15 protein-coding genes are annotated in these 16,581 nt (G+C 70.0%); 6 read left to right on the top strand and 9 right to left on the bottom strand.

Annotated features, from left to right (window positions below):
- Window positions 1-8: 8 nt before the first annotated feature.
- The 7 genes from OG746_RS31820 to OG746_RS31790 all read right to left on the bottom strand — a co-directional run bounded on the left by OG746_RS31820 (window position 9) and on the right by OG746_RS31790 (window position 7,697).
- Window positions 9-932, bottom strand: a complete 924-nt coding sequence (locus tag OG746_RS31820; protein WP_443063064.1) for a carbohydrate ABC transporter permease — start codon at window positions 930-932, stop codon at window positions 9-11.
- Window positions 929-1,870: a carbohydrate ABC transporter permease gene (locus tag OG746_RS31815; RefSeq protein WP_266720981.1), complete on the bottom strand. Its 942-nt coding sequence runs from the start codon at window positions 1,868-1,870 to the stop codon at window positions 929-931. Before OG746_RS31815 ends, OG746_RS31820 begins: the two co-directional genes overlap by 4 nt.
- A 141-nt stretch (window positions 1,871-2,011) precedes the next feature.
- Complete coding sequence (araD, locus tag OG746_RS31810; RefSeq protein ID WP_266720979.1) at window positions 2,012-3,766, bottom strand: L-arabinonate dehydratase; 1,755 nt, start codon at window positions 3,764-3,766, stop codon at window positions 2,012-2,014.
- Window positions 3,763-4,719: a dihydrodipicolinate synthase family protein gene (locus OG746_RS31805; protein ID WP_266720977.1), complete on the bottom strand. Its 957-nt coding sequence runs from the start codon at window positions 4,717-4,719 to the stop codon at window positions 3,763-3,765. The genes araD and OG746_RS31805 overlap by 4 nt, the downstream gene beginning before the upstream one ends.
- Entirely contained in the window at window positions 4,716-5,387 is a 672-nt protein-coding gene (locus OG746_RS31800) for a GntR family transcriptional regulator (RefSeq protein WP_266720975.1), read from the bottom strand. Before OG746_RS31800 ends, OG746_RS31805 begins: the two co-directional genes overlap by 4 nt.
- Window positions 5,388-5,595: 208 nt before the next feature.
- Window positions 5,596-6,756: a hypothetical protein gene (locus OG746_RS31795; RefSeq protein WP_266720973.1), complete on the bottom strand. Its 1,161-nt coding sequence runs from the start codon at window positions 6,754-6,756 to the stop codon at window positions 5,596-5,598.
- The gene (locus OG746_RS31790; protein WP_266720971.1) at window positions 6,753-7,697 is read right to left on the bottom strand and encodes a 5-dehydro-4-deoxyglucarate dehydratase; all 945 of its coding nucleotides are present in this window, start codon (window positions 7,695-7,697) and stop codon (window positions 6,753-6,755) included. Before OG746_RS31790 ends, OG746_RS31795 begins: the two co-directional genes overlap by 4 nt.
- A 222-nt stretch (window positions 7,698-7,919) precedes the next feature.
- On the opposite strand from OG746_RS31790, the gene OG746_RS31785 reads away from it, so the two are divergent.
- The 6 genes from OG746_RS31785 to OG746_RS31760 all read left to right on the top strand — a co-directional run bounded on the left by OG746_RS31785 (window position 7,920) and on the right by OG746_RS31760 (window position 14,081).
- Complete coding sequence (locus OG746_RS31785; protein WP_266720969.1) at window positions 7,920-8,765, top strand: NAD-dependent epimerase/dehydratase family protein; 846 nt, start codon at window positions 7,920-7,922, stop codon at window positions 8,763-8,765.
- Window positions 8,766-9,033: 268 nt separating this feature from the next.
- A complete protein-coding gene (locus OG746_RS31780) occupies window positions 9,034-9,795 on the top strand; it encodes a DeoR/GlpR family DNA-binding transcription regulator (protein ID WP_266720966.1) in 762 nt (253 codons plus the stop codon).
- A gap of 102 nt (window positions 9,796-9,897) precedes the next feature.
- Window positions 9,898-11,271, top strand: a complete 1,374-nt coding sequence (locus tag OG746_RS31775) for an ABC transporter substrate-binding protein (protein ID WP_266720964.1) — start codon at window positions 9,898-9,900, stop codon at window positions 11,269-11,271.
- Window positions 11,268-12,203: a carbohydrate ABC transporter permease gene (locus tag OG746_RS31770; RefSeq protein WP_266720962.1), complete on the top strand. Its 936-nt coding sequence runs from the start codon at window positions 11,268-11,270 to the stop codon at window positions 12,201-12,203. Before OG746_RS31775 ends, OG746_RS31770 begins: the two co-directional genes overlap by 4 nt.
- A complete protein-coding gene (locus OG746_RS31765; RefSeq protein WP_266720960.1) occupies window positions 12,203-13,036 on the top strand; it encodes a carbohydrate ABC transporter permease in 834 nt (277 codons plus the stop codon). Before OG746_RS31770 ends, OG746_RS31765 begins: the two co-directional genes overlap by 1 nt.
- Window positions 13,037-13,091: 55 nt before the next feature.
- Entirely contained in the window at window positions 13,092-14,081 is a 990-nt protein-coding gene (locus tag OG746_RS31760) for a zinc-dependent alcohol dehydrogenase family protein (protein ID WP_266720958.1), read from the top strand.
- Window positions 14,082-14,135: 54 nt separating this feature from the next.
- Here the strand turns inward: OG746_RS31760 and OG746_RS31755 are convergent, their stop codons facing one another.
- Entirely contained in the window at window positions 14,136-15,062 is a 927-nt protein-coding gene (locus tag OG746_RS31755) for a PRC and DUF2382 domain-containing protein (protein WP_266720956.1), read from the bottom strand.
- A 242-nt stretch (window positions 15,063-15,304) separates the two neighbouring features.
- A complete protein-coding gene (locus OG746_RS31750; RefSeq protein WP_266725558.1) occupies window positions 15,305-16,534 on the bottom strand; it encodes a TerD family protein in 1,230 nt (409 codons plus the stop codon).
- Window positions 16,535-16,581: the final 47 nt, after the last annotated feature.

Below are 16,581 nucleotides of genomic sequence, written 5' to 3'. Positions count from 1 at the left end.
AGTGCTTGTCATCCCTTCACCGCCCCCGCGCTGAACCCCGTGACGAGCCATTTCTGAATGAATGCGAAAACGATCACGACGGGCAGCGCGGCCACGACGCCGCCGGCGGCGAGCGCGCCCAGGTCGACGGAGTCGGCGCCCATGAGCGTGGCGAGGCCGACCGGGATCGTCTGCTTGTCCTGGTTGGAGAGGAACATGAGGGCGAACAGGAAGTGGTTCCAGCTGTGCACGAAGGCGAAGGAACCGACCGCGATAAGACCCGGTCGCAGAAGAGGGAGGACGACGGCGCAGAAGGCGCGGAAGCGTCCGCAGCCGTCGACCCAGGCGGCCTCTTCGAGCGTGTACGGCACGTTCTTGATGAAGCCGCTGATGAGGATCATCGTGAGCGGCAGCTGGAAGACGGTCTCGGCGATGATGACGCTGCCGAGCGAGTTGATCAGCCGCAGGTTGGCGAAGATCTGGAACAGCGGGACCAGCATCAGGGCGCCCGGAATGAACTGCGAGCACAGCAGCGCGAGCATGAAGCCCTGCTTGATCCGGAACTTGAAGCGGGCGAGCGCGTAGCCGCCGGCCAGCGCCACCACCGTCGTCATCAGCATCGAGGCGAGGCCGACGAGCAGGCTGTTCTGGAAGAAGATCGCGAACGACCGCTCGTTCCACACCTTGTCGAAGTGCTCGAAGGTGAGCGGCCACGGCACGAGGGACGTGGATCCGGCGGGCCGGAACGCGAACAGCAGCATCCAGTAGAACGGGATGAGCGTGAAGAGGAGATAGACGCCGAGCGGGACATAGATCTGCCAGCGCGGCACGTCCTCCCAGGAGGGCCCGCGGTCCTTCTTGGAGGGGCGGAGGGCGGCGCGGTGCCTGCCGCCGCCCGTCGTGGTGGCGGGCGCGGTCGTGGTGGCGGTCAATTCGGCTTCCTTGACGGTCACTTGTCCTCGCCCCCGAACTTGCTCAGGCGGAGATAGATCATCGAGCAGAACAGGAGGATCACGAAGGCGATGGACGTCAGCGCGGACGCGTAGCCGAAGTCGTGGCTGTCGACGGCGATGGAGGCGATGCGCAGCGGCAGAGTGGTCGTCTCACCCGCGGGTCCGCCGCCGGTGAGGGTGTAGAGCAGGTCGACGTTGTTGAACTCCCACACCGCGCGCAGCAGCGTGGACAGGATGATCGCGTCCTTGAGGTGCGGCAGCGTGATGTGGAAGAACTGGCGGAGCCGGCTCGCCCCGTCGACCTCGGCCGCCTCGTACAGGTCCTTCGACACGGACTGCAGGTCAGCGAGGATGAGGATCGCGAAGAAGGGGACGCCGCGCCAGAGTTCGGCGGTGACGACGGCGGGGAAGACGGTCGCGGTGTCCGAGAGCCATGAGGTCCCGTACGTTCCGATGCCCATGTCGGCGAGGTAACGCGTGATGCCCGTCTGGGAGTTGTAGAGCAGCATCCAGACGGCGGAGGTCAGCACGCCGGAGACGGCCCACGGCGAGAAGACGAGCGCGCGAGCCATGCCGCGGCCGACGAACGTCTGGTTGACCACGAGCGCGAGCCCGAGGCCGAGCAGTAGTTGCAGCACCACTTGGACGACGACCCATTGGAGGCTGAAGCCCAATGTCCGCCAGAAGTCCGGGTCGTTGGTGAACGCGGTGACGAAGTTGTCGAGTCCCGCGAACCCGTTGCGCCACGGCTTGGTCGGGTTGAAGTGCTGCACGCTGTAGTAGAAGACGCTGATGACGGGATACGCGATGAAGCCCAGCATCAGCAGCCCGGCGGGCGCGATCAGCAGATAAGGGAGCCTGCGCGGGGTGGCTGACTTGCGGCGCCGGGGCGGCGAGGCGCCCCCCGGTGCTTTGGCCACGGCTGCGGCTTGGGCCATGACGGGAACTCCGTTCTCGGTGGCTCAGGTCGGTGCTTCGTTGGTTCTCTTGCTTTTCTTGCTTCTTCGCAGGCCATAGAAAGCGCTTGCACGACCCACACATCGAAGCGCTTCGCAAACGATGTTCGAGGTGTCGGTGACTCAGCTCGCGTACGGGTCCGCGACCGTGCCGGGCCCCGCCAGGAAGGCGAAGTCGCAGCCGGTGTCGGCCTGGGTGATCTGCTCGTTGTAGAGCACGCCGTAGCCGCGCTCGTGACGCTCGACGGGCGGCGTCCAGTCGCTCCTGCGGCGCTCCAACTCGTCGTCGCTCACGTCGAGTTGGAGAGAGCGGGCGGCGACGTCGAGCGTGATGGTGTCCCCGCTGCGGACCAGCGCGAGCGGTCCCCCGACGTGCGACTCGGGGGCGATGTGCAGGACACACGCCCCGTAACTCGTGCCGCTCATCCTGGCGTCGGAGAGCCGCACCATGTCGCGCACGCCCTGCTTGAGCAGATGGTCGGGGATGGGCAGCATCCCGTACTCGGGCATGCCGGGCCCACCCTTGGGCCCCGAGCCGCGCAGCACCAGCACGCTGTCGGCGGTGATGCCCAACTCCGGGTCGTTGATGGTGCGCTGCATGGTCTTGTAGTCGTCGAAGACCACGGCCGTGCCGGTGTGCTTGAGCAGCCGCGGCTCGGCGGCGATGTGCTTGATGACAGCGCCGTCGGGGCAGAGGTTTCCGCGCAGGACGGCGACGCCGCCCTCGGCCGCGACCGGGTTCGTACGGGTGCGGATCACGTCGTCGTTGTGGACCTCGACGCCCTCGATCTGCTCGCCCAACCGCCCGTTGACCGTGGCCCGTTCGAGGTGCAGCAGGTCGGTGATCCGGGAGAGGAACGCGGGCAGGCCGCCGGCGAAGTAGAAGTCCTCCATCAGATACGTCTGTCCGCCCGGCCGCACGTTCGCGAGCACGGGAACGGTGCGCGCGACGCGGTCGAAGTCGTCGAGGCTCAGCGGCACTCCGGCCCGCCCGGCCATGGCGATGAGGTGGATGACGGCGTTGGTGGAGCCACCGAGCCCGAGCACCGTGGTGACGGCGTCCTCGAAGGCCTCGGGAGTGAGGATCTCGGAGGGCCTGAGCGCGGTCCAGGCGAGGTCGACGGCGCGCCGCCCGGAGGCCGCGGCCATCCGCTCGTGCGCGGAGTCGACGGCCGGGATCGAGGAGGCGCCCGGCAGCGTCATGCCGAGGACCTCGGCCGCCGCGGTCATGGTGGACGCGGTCCCCATGGTCATGCAGTGGCCCGGTGACCTCGCCAACCCGCCCTGGAGTTCCCGCAGTTCGCAGTCGGTGAGGTTGCCCGCGCGGTGCTCGTCCCAGTACTTCCACATGTCGGTGCCGGAGCCGAGGGTCTCGCCGCGCCAGTGGCCCGGCAGCATCGGCCCGGCCGGCACGAAGACCGCCGGCACGTCGGCGGACGCCGCGCCCATGAGCAGGGCGGGGGTCGACTTGTCGCAGCCGCCGAGCAGCACCGCCGCGTCGACCGGGTAGGAGCGCAGCAGCTCCTCGGTCTCCATGGCGAGCAGGTTGCGGTAGAGCATCGGGGTCGGCTTCTGGTACGTCTCCGAGAGCGTGGAGACGGGGAATTCGAGCGGGAAGCCGCCCGCCTGCCACACGCCCCGCTTCACGGCCTCCGCCCGCTCCCGCAGGTGTACGTGGCAGGGGTTGATGTCGGACCAGGTGTTGAGCACGGCGACGACGGGGCGGCCCTCGTACTCCTCGCCCTCGTAGCCGAGTTGGCGCATCCGGGCGTTGTGCGACCAGGTGCGCAGCTGCCCCTCGGTGCCGTACCACTGGTGGGAGCGGAGCTGTTCGGGGCTCAGCCTCCGGTCGTCGGGCCCTCTCCGGTCGGTACTCATATGGACCACCCCGCGGCGATCTCGGCGACCTCGGCGCGCGCCGCCTCCGGCAGCTCCTTGCTCGGCGGACGGACGTCGCGGCGGCACAGGCCGAGGGAGGCCAGGGCCTCCTTGACGACGGTGACGTTGTTGGCGGAGGCGTCGGCGCCGCGCAGTTCCTCGAAGCGGCGGATCTGCTCCCACACCTTCATGGCGGCGGCGTAGTCGCCCGATCGAAGCGCTTCGATCATCGACAGCGAGACGCTCGGCGCGACGTTCACGAGTCCCGAGGTGAAGCCGGTGGCACCCGCGGAGAAGTAGGAGGGCGCGTACGGCTCGGCGAGCCCGGCCACCCAGACGAACCGGTCGAGGCCCGCGTCCCGGGCGAAGCCGGCGAAGCGCGAGGCGTCCGGCACCGCGTACTTCACGCCGATCACGTTCGGGCAGGCCGCGCCGAGTTCGGCGAGCCGGGCGCCGGGGAGCGCCGCGTTCCTGAGGTACGGGACGACGCCGAGCTCGGGCACGGCCCGCGCGATCGCCCGGTGGTAGTCGACCCAGCCGACCTCGGAGACGTACGGGTGCACGGGCTGGTGGACCATCACCATGTGGGCGCCGTGCTCACGGGCGTGCCGGGCGGCCTCGATCGCGGTCGGCACGTCGTGCCCGACGCCGACCAGGACGACGCCCCGCTCCCCCACCTCGGCGAGGGTCAACTCCGTGACGAGGCGGCGCTCTTCGGGGGTGAGGGCGTAGAACTCGCCGGTGTTCCCGTTCGGCGTGAGGGTGCGCACGCCGGCGTCGAGCAGGCGCCGCAGCAGGGCCTTGTACTGCACTTCGTCGACGGAGCCGTCCTCGGCGAACGGGGTCACCGGGATCGCGACCACATCGGCTAGCGCGGCGCGCTGGGTCTCGAACACGGCCGGCGAGTGGGGTCTCCCCTGCTCGTACGGAGCGGAGAACGTGGGGATGGTCATGAGTGGTGCTCACCCTCTTCTTCCCGGTCCTCCCGCGCTTCGGGGAAGGCCCGTTGGACGAACGACGCGATGTGGTCACGCAGCGCGCGCGAGGCCCCCTGGGCGTCACCGGCGAGGGCGAGCTCCAGGATCTCCCGGTGCTCGGCGGCCTCCCGGTCCCACGAGGGGTCGGCGGCCCACGCCACCGCGGACACCAGGGCGGCCTGGTCGCGGACCTCGTCGAGCATCCTGCCGAGCAGCGGGTTGCCGCACGGGAGGTACAGGGCGCGGTGGAACTCCCGGTTGGCGAGGGAGCGTTGAGCCGTGTCGCTCGCGGTGGCGGCGCTGTGCAGCGCGTCGCGGGCGGCGTCGAGGGAGGCGCGGCGGCACACGGTGCGGCGCAGCGCCTCCGGCTCGAGCAGCAGCCGCACGTCGTAGACCTCGCGGGCCATGTCGGCGTCCACCATGCGCACCGTGACGCCCTTGTACTGGCTCATCACGACGAGTCCGGTCCCGGCGAGGGTCTTGAGCGCCTCGCGCACCGGGGTCTTGGAGACCCCGAACTGGGCGGCGACATCGGTCTCCACCAGGGCCTGGCCGGGTCGCAGCCGCCCCGTCAGGATGCGGTGCTTGATCTCCTCCAGGACGTACTGGGTACGGGAGGGGATCGGCGTGGGCACAGAGGTCATGCGGGCCTCTCGTATGGCGTATCGCGTCTCATATATGACGTACGAAGTACGACGCGTTGAAGCTAGAAGCACGGCCCTGTTTCGTCAACGCTTCCGACGAAAGAAGTTCACACAACTTCCATGAATCTTGCGGAAGTTGATCCTCCGCCGCACTTCGCCGCCGAATGCCTGCCGCCGACCGCCTGCCACTACCGGCCGCCACCGCCCGTCAGAGCCCCGCGAGCGCCCCCGCCACCGCTTCCAGGTCCCCGTCCGACGCAAGCCCCGCGTGGTACAGCCGCAGCTGCGTCGCACCCAGGTCACGCGCGGCCCGGGCGTCCTCCGCGAGCGCGTCCGGGCTGCCGCCCATGCCGCGTACGACGGTGAAGTTCGCTGCGACGACGCCCCTGCCCTGCTCCGCGAACGGGCGCACCATGCCCGCACCGCCCGTGCAGGGCACGACGACGCCGTCGGCGACGGAGAGGATGTGCTCCGGGTCGACGCCGGCGTTGGCGCCGCAGTGGTACGAGACCGGGTCGGCGTGCAGCAGCACCTGGAAGTCTGCGGGGGCCGCGGCCCGTACCGCCGCCACGGCCGCTTCCTGGAGGGTGCGGGCCGTGGTGTCGCGGTACGCGCGCGTGGCGGCCGCGGTCTCGGCGCCGAGCAGCTTCTCGACCGTCACCCAGCCGTCGTCCGTCACTCTCCCCCGCCATACGGGATCCAGGGCCGACCGAACGGACACCGCCAACTGCACGGGATCCAGGCCGTGTTGCCCGTAGCCCTCGCGGCAGGATTCGCAGAAGCACAGCGACATCAGGTACTGCCCGGCCTCACCGAGACCGACGCCGCCGATCTTGTCGTGGGCGTGCAGATGCGCGAGGCCGTACCAGCCGAGCGATTCGAGTTCGGTGCCGCGCGCGCCGGGGCGCGCCGCAGCCTCCGCCGCCAGGTCGACGAGGTACGCGCGCGTGGCGGGCTGCGCGATGCACGGCGCCCACGGGTAGCGGTCTCCGTAGGCGTTGACGACGGAGGTGCCCGGATGCTCGTCGCCCATCCGGGAGTTGTGGGCGAGCACGACCCATGTGTGGACGTCGAGACCGGCGCCCGCGAGGGCCTCGGCGGCCTCTCCGTAGGCGTCGCCGGGGGCCCAGTCTCCGGCCCCGTACGGCGTCAGCTCCCGTCCCTGCCACCGCTGTTGGTCGACGGGGTACAGCACGGCCGCGTGCTCCGCCGTCACGATGCGGTGGCGCGGATGGCGGGGCGTCAGCGCGCGCGTGGAGTGGTACGCGGCGGCGAGGGTGACCTGCTGGACGCCGAGGTCGGCGATGCGGCGGGCGGCGTCCGGGTCGCCGTTGACGTCCCAGGGGTAGACGAAGGTGGATGTCCTCATGCGTCGGCTCCTTCCACCAACTTGGCGCCCTGCTCGATGAGTTCGACGAGCCGCTCGATGTGTTCCGCGCGCGGCTCGTGCAGCGGCGGCCGCACCCCGCCGACATCGAGTCCGCTGAGCCGTACACCCGCCTTCACGAGGGAGACCGCGTACCCCCGCCCCTGGTTGCGGAGTTCGACGAGGGGCCGGTAGAAGCCGTCGATGAGCCGGTTCACCGTGCTGTCGTCGCCCGCGTTCAGCGCCTTGTGAAAGGCCTGCGCGAGCTCGGGCGCGAAGGCGAAGGCGGCGGAGGAGTAGAGGGTGACGCCGATGCCGCGGTAGGCGAGGCCGGTGAGTTCGGCGGTGGGCAGACCGTTGAAGTAGAGGAATTCCGCCGGCCCCTCCGTCCGTACGGCGCTCACGATCCGCTGCATCAGGTCCAGGTCGCCGAGCCCGTCTTTGAGCCCGATCACCTTGGGGTGGCGGGAGAGCGCGACGACGGTTTCAGGAGTGAAGACGGCGTTGTCGCGCTGGTAGACGATGGTGTCGAGGGAGGTCGCGTCGGCCAGCTCGGTGTAGTGCCGCAGCAGCCCCTCCTGTCCTGCGACGACGAGATACGGAGGCATCGCCAACAGGCCGTCCGCGCCCGCCCGTTCGGCCGCGCGCGCGTACCGGACCGCGAGTGCGGTGCCGTATCCGGCGCCCGCGACGACGGGTACCCGGCCCGCCGTCGCCTCGACCGCGGCCGCGACGCAGTCCTCGAACTCCTCGGGCGTGAGGGCGTGGAACTCCCCGGTGCCGCAGCAGGCGAACACGGCGGCGGCCCCGGCCTCGACGCCGCGCCGGACATGGGTGCGGTAGGTGTCGAGGTCCACGGCCCCGTCGGACCCGTAGGCGGTGACGGGGAAGAACAGCGGCCCGCTGGGAATGCTGAGGCGAGCGGCGAGAGGGGCTGAGGTCACGAGCTCTCCCTGAGCGCACACATCGCACGATGTGCACATTTGTGATCCGCGTTTACATTTCTGAACAACACCACGGTAGGACGCCCTTCAGGGGCCGGTCAAGCACACAAAAGACGCGAACTCACAAGGTACGCACGCCTCTTGACTGGCACTGCAGGGCTTCATAGCGTTGTCCCGCATCCATGAATGTGAATGCCGCTCACGCAACCGGAGATCACACGCATGCCAGTCCCTTCCCGTTCCCGCACCATCCTGCTCACCGGCGCGGCCGGCGGACTCGGCACCCTGATGCGGGAGCTGCTGCCCCAGTACGGCTACGAGCTTCGCCTGCTCGACGTGCGCCCCGTCGAGGACGCGCCCGACGCGATCGTCGCCGACCTCAACGACACGGACGCGCTGCGCGAGGCGGTGCACGGCGTCGACGGCGTGCTGCACCTCGCCGGGATCAGCCTGGAGTCGACGTTCGAGAAGATCCTCGACTCGAACATCAAGGGCACGTACCACCTCTACGAGGCCGTGCGGGAAGAGGCCGCGTCCCGCGAGGACGGCACGGCCCCGCGCATCGTCTTCGCCTCCTCCAACCACGCGATCGGCTACACGCCGCGCCCGCACGTGGAGGACGGCGCGCCGCTGGTCCCGGTCGAGACGCTGCGCCGCCCCGACACGTACTACGGCCTGTCGAAGTCGTTCGGCGAGGACCTCGCCCAGTTCTACTGGGACCAGCACGGCATCGAGACGGTCTCCGTGCGCATCGGCTCCTGCTTCAAGGAGCCCACGGACGTCCGCATGATGTCGGTGTGGATGAGCCCCGCGGACGGCGCCCGCCTCTTCGACGCGGCGCTGACCGCCGAGAAGGTCGGCCACACCGTCGCCTACGGCTCGTCCGCCAACACCCGCCTGTGGTGGGACCTTTCGAGCGCCCGCGCCCTCGGCTACGAGCCGCAGGACAACTCGGAGGCGTACGCGGAGAAGCTGCTGGCCGAGTACGGCCCGCTCAGCGACGACAACCCGGCGCACCAGTACATGGGCGGCCGCTTCGTCAACGACCCGCCGATCTGGCCGTACTGAGCACGACCGAGCACGGCACTTCCAGGCGGGCGGGCACCGAACGGGCCCGCCCGCCGCCTTGTTCGGGCATCCGCCCCGCCCGAACCCACATGATCCCCCGCTCCCCCGCAGGTCCGCGCCGGACCGCGCGCCCCGCGAAACGGGCAGGAACGGGCGGCATCGGGCCCGCTCCAGGCCTGTTCACCTCGGTGTACCCCCGGTACAACTTCCGGTACGGGTCCTTCCGGGCCCGAACGGGCAGTGTCGGGTACGGAGGAGGTCGGCGGGCATGAGCGCGGAGGAACGACAGCGTGAGATCGTGCGGGCGGCGCGGCACTCCGGCTCCGTCGACGTCACGGAGCTCGCGGCCGCACTCGGTGTCGCGAAGGAGACCGTGCGCCGGGACCTGCGGGCCCTGGAGGACCACGGCCTGGTGCGGCGCACGCACGGCGGGGCGTATCCGGTGGAGAGCGCCGGGTTCGAGACGACGCTGGCGTTCCGCACGACGATGCACGTGCCGGAGAAGCGGCGGATCGCGGCGGCCGCCGCGGATCTGCTCGGCGACGCCGAGACGGTCTTCGTCGACGAGGGTTTCACGCCGCAGCTGATCGCCGAAGCGCTGCCGCGCGAGCGGCCGTTGACCGTCGTCACCGCCTCCCTCGCGACCGCGGGCGCGCTCGCCGAGAACGACAACACGACCGTGCTGCTGCTCGGCGGCCGGGTCCGCGCGGGCACGCTCGCGACCGTGGACCACTGGACGTCGAAGATGCTCGCCGGCTTCGTCGTCGACCTCGCCTACATCGGCGCCAACGGCATCTCCCGCGACCACGGCCTGACCACCCCCGACCCGGCCGTCAGCGAGGTGAAATCGCAGGCCGTCCGGGCGGCGCGGCGCACCGTCTTCACGGGCGTGCACACCAAGTTCGGCGCGACCAGCTTCTGCCGCTTCGCCCCGGTGGGCGCCCTGGAGACGATCGTCACCAGCACCCAGCTGCCCGCGTCCGAGGCCCACCGCTACTCACTGATGGGGCCTCAGGTCATCCGCGTCTGATCCACCCACGACTCCACCGGTACGGGGGCGGGTTCCGCACACCCGTCGACGTACCGCTTCATCCCGGTAAATCCCCTCCATCCCTTACGTCCAGGAGCATCGATGCGAACCCAGAGCCGACGCAGGCCACCGGGCCCCCTGCTCGTGATGGCCGCCGCAGGGACGCTGCTCACCCCCCTCCTGTCCGGCTGCTGGGCCGGCGCCGGCGGGCTCGGCACGGGCGGTGACTCCCTCAACGTCCTGATGGTCAACAACCCGCAGATGGTCGAGTTGCAGAAGCTCACCGCCCGCCATTTCACGCGGGAGACCGGCATCAAGGTGAACTTCACGGTGCTGCCGGAGAACGACGTCCGCGACAAGATCAGCCAGGACTTCGCCAATCAGGCGGGCCAGTACGACGTCGCGACCCTCTCCAACTACGAGATCCCGATCTACGCCCGCAACGGCTGGCTGCGCTCGCTCGGCCCGTACGTCGGCAAGGACAAGGGCTTCGACCAGAAGGACATCCTCGCCCCCATGCGCGAGTCCCTCACCGGCGACGACGGGAAGCTGTATGGCGAACCGTTCTACGGCGAGTCGTCCTTCCTGATGTACCGCAAGGACGTCTTCGCCAAGAAGGGCCTGAAGATGCCGGAGCACCCGACCTGGCAGCAGGTCGCGGACCTCTCGGCGAAGGTCGACGGCGCCGAGAAGGGCATGAAGGGCATCTGCCTGCGCGGGCTGCCCGGCTGGGGCGAGTCGATGGCGCCGCTGACCACCGTCGTGAACACCTTCGGCGGCACCTGGTTCGACAAGGACTGGAAGGCCCGCCTCGACGACAAGGGCTTCAAGGACGCCACCAAGTTCTACGTCGATCTTGTCCGCAAGCACGGTGAGTCCGGCGCCGCCCAGGCCGGCTTCGCCGAGTGCCTCAACAACCTCACCCAGGGCAAGACCGCCATGTGGTACGACGCGACCTCCGCGGCGGGCTCCCTCGAAGCGTCCAAGTCCCCGGTCAAGGGCAAGATCGGCTACGTGGCGGCGCCCGTCGAGAAGACGAAGTCGAGCGGCTGGCTCTACACCTGGGCCTGGGGCCTGCAAAAGGCGTCCGCCAACCCGGACAAGGCCTGGAAGTTCATCTCCTGGGCGTCCGGCAAGGAGTACGAGAAGCTCGTCGGCGAGAAGTTCGGCTGGGCCAACGTGCCCGCGGGCAAGCGCGCCTCCACGTACGAGATCCCGCAGTACCGCAAGGAGGCGGCCCCCTTCCAGGCCCAGACGCAGGCCGCCATCGAGGGCGCCCGGCCGCGCGACCCGGGCGTGCAGCCGCGGCCCGCGCCCGGCATCCAGTTCGTCGGCATCCCCGAGTTCACCGACCTCGGCACCAAGGTCTCGCAGGAGATCAGCGCGGCCGTCGCCGGACGCCAGTCGGTCGACTCGGCCCTGGCCAAGTCCCAGAAGCTCGCCGCCGAGATCGCGAAGGAGTACGAGGGCCGATGACCACGACCACCGCTCCGGCACCTCGCGCCACCCACCCGCCGGTCGCCCCGAACACCCCGAGCAAGCTGCGCGCGTGGGCTACCCGCGCGCCGCTGCTCCCCGCCCTGGTCTTCATGGTCGTGGTCACCCAACTCCCCTTCGTGGCCACGCTCGTGATCTCGTTCTTCGACTGGAACGCGCTGTACCCGGACGCCCGCCAGTTCACCGGACTCGGCAACTACTCCGAGGTCCTCACCGACCCGGACCTGCGCAAGTCCGTCCTGACCACGATCGTCCTGACGGTGTCGGTGGTCGTGGCGAGCCTGGTGCTCGGGCTGTGCCTCGCGCTGCTGCTCGACCGGCGGTTCAAGGGCCGCGGCCTGGTCCGTACGCTGCTGATCGCGCCGTTCCTGATCGTCCCGGTCGCCGCGGCCCTGCTGTGGAAGCACGTCCTCTACAACCCCGAATACGGGCTGCTCAACGGCCTGTTGCACTACGTGGGCGGCCCCCAGCCCGACTGGATCTCGAACACCCCGCTGCTCGCGGTGGAGCTCTCCCTCGTCTGGCAGTGGACGCCGTTCATGATGCTGATCCTGCTCGCGGGGCTCCAGTCGCGCTCCGCCGAGCAGATCGAGGCCGCCCGCGTGGACGGCGCGGGTCCCTGGCAGATCTTCCGCCATCTCACGCTGCCGCATCTGCGCAGATACCTGGAGCTGGGCGCGCTGCTCGGCTCGATCTACATCGTGCAGAACTTCGACGCCGTCTTCACCATCACGTCCGGCGGCCTCGGCACGGCCAACCTGCCGTACACCGTCTACCAGTCCTTCTACCAGGCCCACGAGAACGGTCTCGCCTCGGCGGCCGGCGTCCTGGTCGTCATCGGCTCGATCATCATCGCGACGTTCGCGCTGCGCGTCGTGTCGTCGCTGTTCCGTGAGGAGGTGTCACGCTGATGACGTTCTCAACTTTCCTGCGCGGCAAGGGACTTGGGCTGCTCGCCTGGCTGGCCGGCATCCTCTTCTTCCTGCCGATCGCCTGGATGGCGCTGACGTCCTTCCACTCGGAGTCGGACGCGGCCACCAACCCGCCCTCCTTCGCCGCCTCCCTCACCCTCGACGGCTACCGCGACTTCTTCGGCGCGGACGGCGGCGCGAGCCCCTGGCCCGCGCTCATCAACTCGACGGTGGCCTCGCTCGTCGCGACGGCGCTCGTGCTGGTGCTCGCGCTCCCGGCGGCGTACGCGCTGTCGATCCGCCGGGTCCGCAAGTGGACCGACGTCCTGTTCTTCTTCCTCTCCACGAAGATGCTGCCGGTGGTGGCGGGCCTGCTCCCGATCTACCTCTTCGCGAAGAACACCGGCTTCCTCGACAACATCTGGCTCCTGGTCATCCTCTATACGTCGATGAACCTGCCGATCGCGGTGTGGATGATGCAGTCGTTCCTGGCGGAGGTGCCGGTCGCGGTGATCGAAGCGGCGCAGATCGACGGGGCGCGCCTGCCGACGGTCCTGACGCGGGTGGTGGCGCCGATCGCCCTGCCTGGCATCGCGGCGACGGCCCTGATCTGCTTCATCTTCTCCTGGAACGAACTCCTCTTCGCGCGGGTGCTGACCGGCGTCGTCGCCCAGACCGCACCCGTCTTCCTGACCGGCTTCATCACCAGCCAGGGCCTGTTCCTGGCGAAGGTGTGCGCCGCGTCCCTCGTGATCTCCCTGCCGGTGCTCGCGGCAGGGTTCGCCGCCCAGGACAAGCTCGTCCAGGGCCTGTCCCTCGGAGCGGTGAAGTGAACGGGGGATCGAACGGGGAATTGAACAACATCCGTACGTGTCTTGGAGGTTGCACATGAAGGCCGCGATCGTCGAATCGGTGGGCAAAGTCGTCGTCGGCGAGGTGCCGGACCCGACACCGGGCCCCCGCGACGTGATCGTCGAGGTCGCCGCCTGCGGGCTCTGCGGCACCGATCTGCACATCCTGCAGGGCGAGTTCGCCCCCACACTTCCGGTGGTGCCGGGCCACGAGTTCGCGGGCACGATCGCCGAAGTGGGGCGTGACGTCACGGAGTTGAGGGTGGGCGACCGGGTGGCCGTCGACCCCTCCCTGCACTGTCACGAGTGCCGCTACTGCCGGGCCGGGCGGGGCAATCTGTGCGAGCGGTGGGCGGCGATCGGGGTGTCGACGGCGGGCGGGGCCGCGCAGTACGCGGTCGCCCCTGTCGCCAACTGTGTCCCGCTCCCCGATCACGTAGCGACCCAGGACGCGGCGCTCATCGAGCCGCTTTCCTGCGCGGTGCGCGGCTACGACGTCCTGCAGTCGCGGCTCGGCTCGCACGTGCTGATCTACGGCTCGGGCACGATGGGCCTGATGATGCTGGAGCTGGCCAAGCGGACCGGCGCGGCGAGCGTCGACGTGGTGGACCTCAACGCGGACCGCCTCAAGACGGCCCAGCGCCTCGGCGTCTCGGCGTCGGCGGCGAACCCGGACGAGCTGGACCGCCCCACCGGCTGGGACGTCGTCATCGACGCGACCGGCAACGCGGCGGCGATCCAGGACGGCCTCGGCCGCGTCGCCAAGGCCGGCACGTTCCTCCAGTTCGGCGTGGCGGACTACGCGACGCGCGTGACGATCGACCCGTACCGCATCTACAACCAGGAGATCACCATCACCGGCTCGATGGCGGTCCTGCACAGCTACGAGCGGGCGGCGGAGCTCTTCGCGGGCGGCGTCCTGGACCCGTCCGTGTTCATCAGCGACCGCCTGCCGCTCGACAACTACCCGGGAGCACTGGACCAGTTCGCCTCGGGCGTGGGCCGGAAGATCGTCGTGGTGCCCTGACGCACGGCAGTGCGGGCCCGCCTCTCGGCCGGGCCCGCCCGCTACCTGCGGCCGTCAGTGTCGCGGTCCGCGACGCCCCTTGCCCTCACCGGGCATGCCGTCGTCCTTCGGGTTGTCGTACTCGATCTTCTCCTTGCGGACGGTGTCGGAGATCTCCTTCGTCTCCGTGACCTTCTCGGTCTCCAGCCGGACACGCTCGACCGGGACGGTCTCCTTGCGGACGACCGCACGCTCCGCGTGCAGCGTCACCTCGGTCTCCGCCTCTCCGATCGTGGCCTTCGCGCCGTCGCCCTCACGGATCGGTTCGCGCACGACGCGGACCTCCTCGTGGGACACCGGCACCGACGTGGTGACGTTCTCCGTCTCCACCGTCTTGCGCAGGTGCGCGTGGCCGACCTCCTGCTCCTCGACGCCCACGCGCAGGCGCTCCTCGGAGCGGATCATCTCGTCGGCCTTGCGGTCGCCTTCGGCGTCGGGACCGGAACGCATGGCCGGCTCCCGCGCCGCGGCACCCGCGTGCCGCCCGGCGTCCGACCGGGCACCGGCTCCGGCGCCCATGGCACCGGCCGCGCCCGCGGCGCCCGCCGTGCCTGCCGCGCCCATCCGGCCGGTGTCCGCCTGACCCGGCCGCTGGGGCTGGGTGCCGGCGGCGCCCGCGGCGGGGCGCGTCATGCCGTAGTGCGCGTACAGCTCGCTCTTCTCGTCCTCGTCGAGGTGCTGGTCGGCGTCGACCCGCGGGGCGTCCTTGACCGCTTCCTTCGTGTACCGCACGTTGAGCCGGTCACTGTCGTGCGTGGCCCCGCTCAACGGCACGAAGGTCTCCTTCATACCGAAGAGGCCGGTCTTGACCGTCACCCAGTCGGCGTTGCCGGTCCTGTCATCCAGGTAGACCCGCTCGACGCTGCCGATCTTTTCCCCAGTGCGGTCGTAGGCGGTGAGCCCGACAAGGGCATCCGGGTTGTTGATCTCGCTCTGCGTCATGCGTGATCACTCCCTTCGGGACATGGAGGCGGCTGGTGGCCGCCGCGTGGGCCATGTGCCTCAGGTCCATCCCGCGCCGGACCCGGGGAGTTCGCAACAAGGGGCTTCACTGGGCGTAGCCGTAACACCTGGTGGGAGTGCCTTTGCGGCCCCGTGCAGGGCCGCAGGGCACGGCCCGGCCGAATTCGCCGGGCGCCGCCATACGGGTGAACGGTTGATGTTCACAACAGCCCCCGCGCCTCCTACAGCGACTTCGCCGCGGGCTTCACCATCCCGCGCACCGTCCGTGACTTCACGAACTCACCGATCGCCGTCATCTCCCACTCGCCGGAGAACTGCTTGATGAGCTTCGCCATCATCACGCCCGTCTGCGCCTCGGCGTTCGTGAGGTCGAAGCGGACCAGCTCCTCGCCGCTCGCCGCGTCGATGAGGCGGCAGTACGCCTTGGCGACCTCGGTGAACTTCTGGCCCGTGAACGAGTTCACCGTGAAGACCAGGCCCGTGACCTCCTGCGGGATGCGGCCCAGGTCCACGACGATCACCTCGTCGTCACCGCCGCCCTCGCCCGTGAGGTTGTCGCCGGAGTGCTTGATCGCGCCGCCCACGATCGAGAGCTTGCCGAAGTAGCAGCTGTCGACGTGGTTGCGCTGCGGCCCGTACGCGATGACCGACGCGTCCAGGTCGATGTCCTTGCCCCGGTAGGCGGGCTCCCAGCCGAGGCCCATCTTGACCTGGGAGAGCAGCGGCTTGCCGCCCTTGACCAGGGACACCGTCTGATTCTTCTGGAGGGAGACGCGGCCCTTGTCGAGGTTGATCTTGCCGGAGCCGGGCGCCGGGGCGGGCGCGGCGGCAGCGGCGGGCGCTGCGGCCGGCGCGGGCGGGGCCGTCCGCGGGTCGAGCGGCGGCGTCGTCGGCGCGGGCATCGCGGCCGGCGGGGCGGGCGGAGCCTGCGGGGCCGGAGCCGCGGCGGGGGTCGCCGGCTCCTCCACCGAGACACCGAAGTCCGTGGCGATACCCGCAAGCCCGTTCGCATACCCCTGGCCCACCGCGCGTGCCTTCCACGCGCCGTTCCTCAGGTACACCTCCATGACCACCAGCGCCGTCTCCGCGCCGAGCTGGGGCGGCGTGAACGTGGCGAGGACCGAGCCGTCGTCCGCGCCACGGATCGTGGCCGTCGGCTCGACGCCCTGGAACGACTGGCCCTCGGCGTCCGGGCTCGCGGTGACGACGATCTTCTCGATGCCCGGCGGGACGGCGGCCGTGTCCACCGTGATGGAGTCCGGGGCGCTGCCACCGCCCGATGTGTACGTCACACCGGGCCCCGAGGGCTGGTTGTAGAAGATGAAGTCGTCGTCCGAGCGCACCTTGCCGTCGGCGGTGAGCAGCAGGCCCGATACGTCGAGCCGCACGGGCGCCGTGACGTCCACCGTCACGCGCTGCACGGCGAGCGGGATGTTCGAGCCGGGAGTCATTGCGGTCATGCCTGGGGTAACGATCGACCCCGCTTTACCGTTCCCTT

The organism is Streptomyces sp. NBC_01016 (assembly GCF_026341035.1).
Taxonomy (GTDB): domain Bacteria; phylum Actinomycetota; class Actinomycetes; order Streptomycetales; family Streptomycetaceae; genus Streptomyces.
The sequence above is the reverse complement of the archived record's forward strand: the minus strand, read 5'-3'. Positions and strand labels throughout refer to the sequence as shown.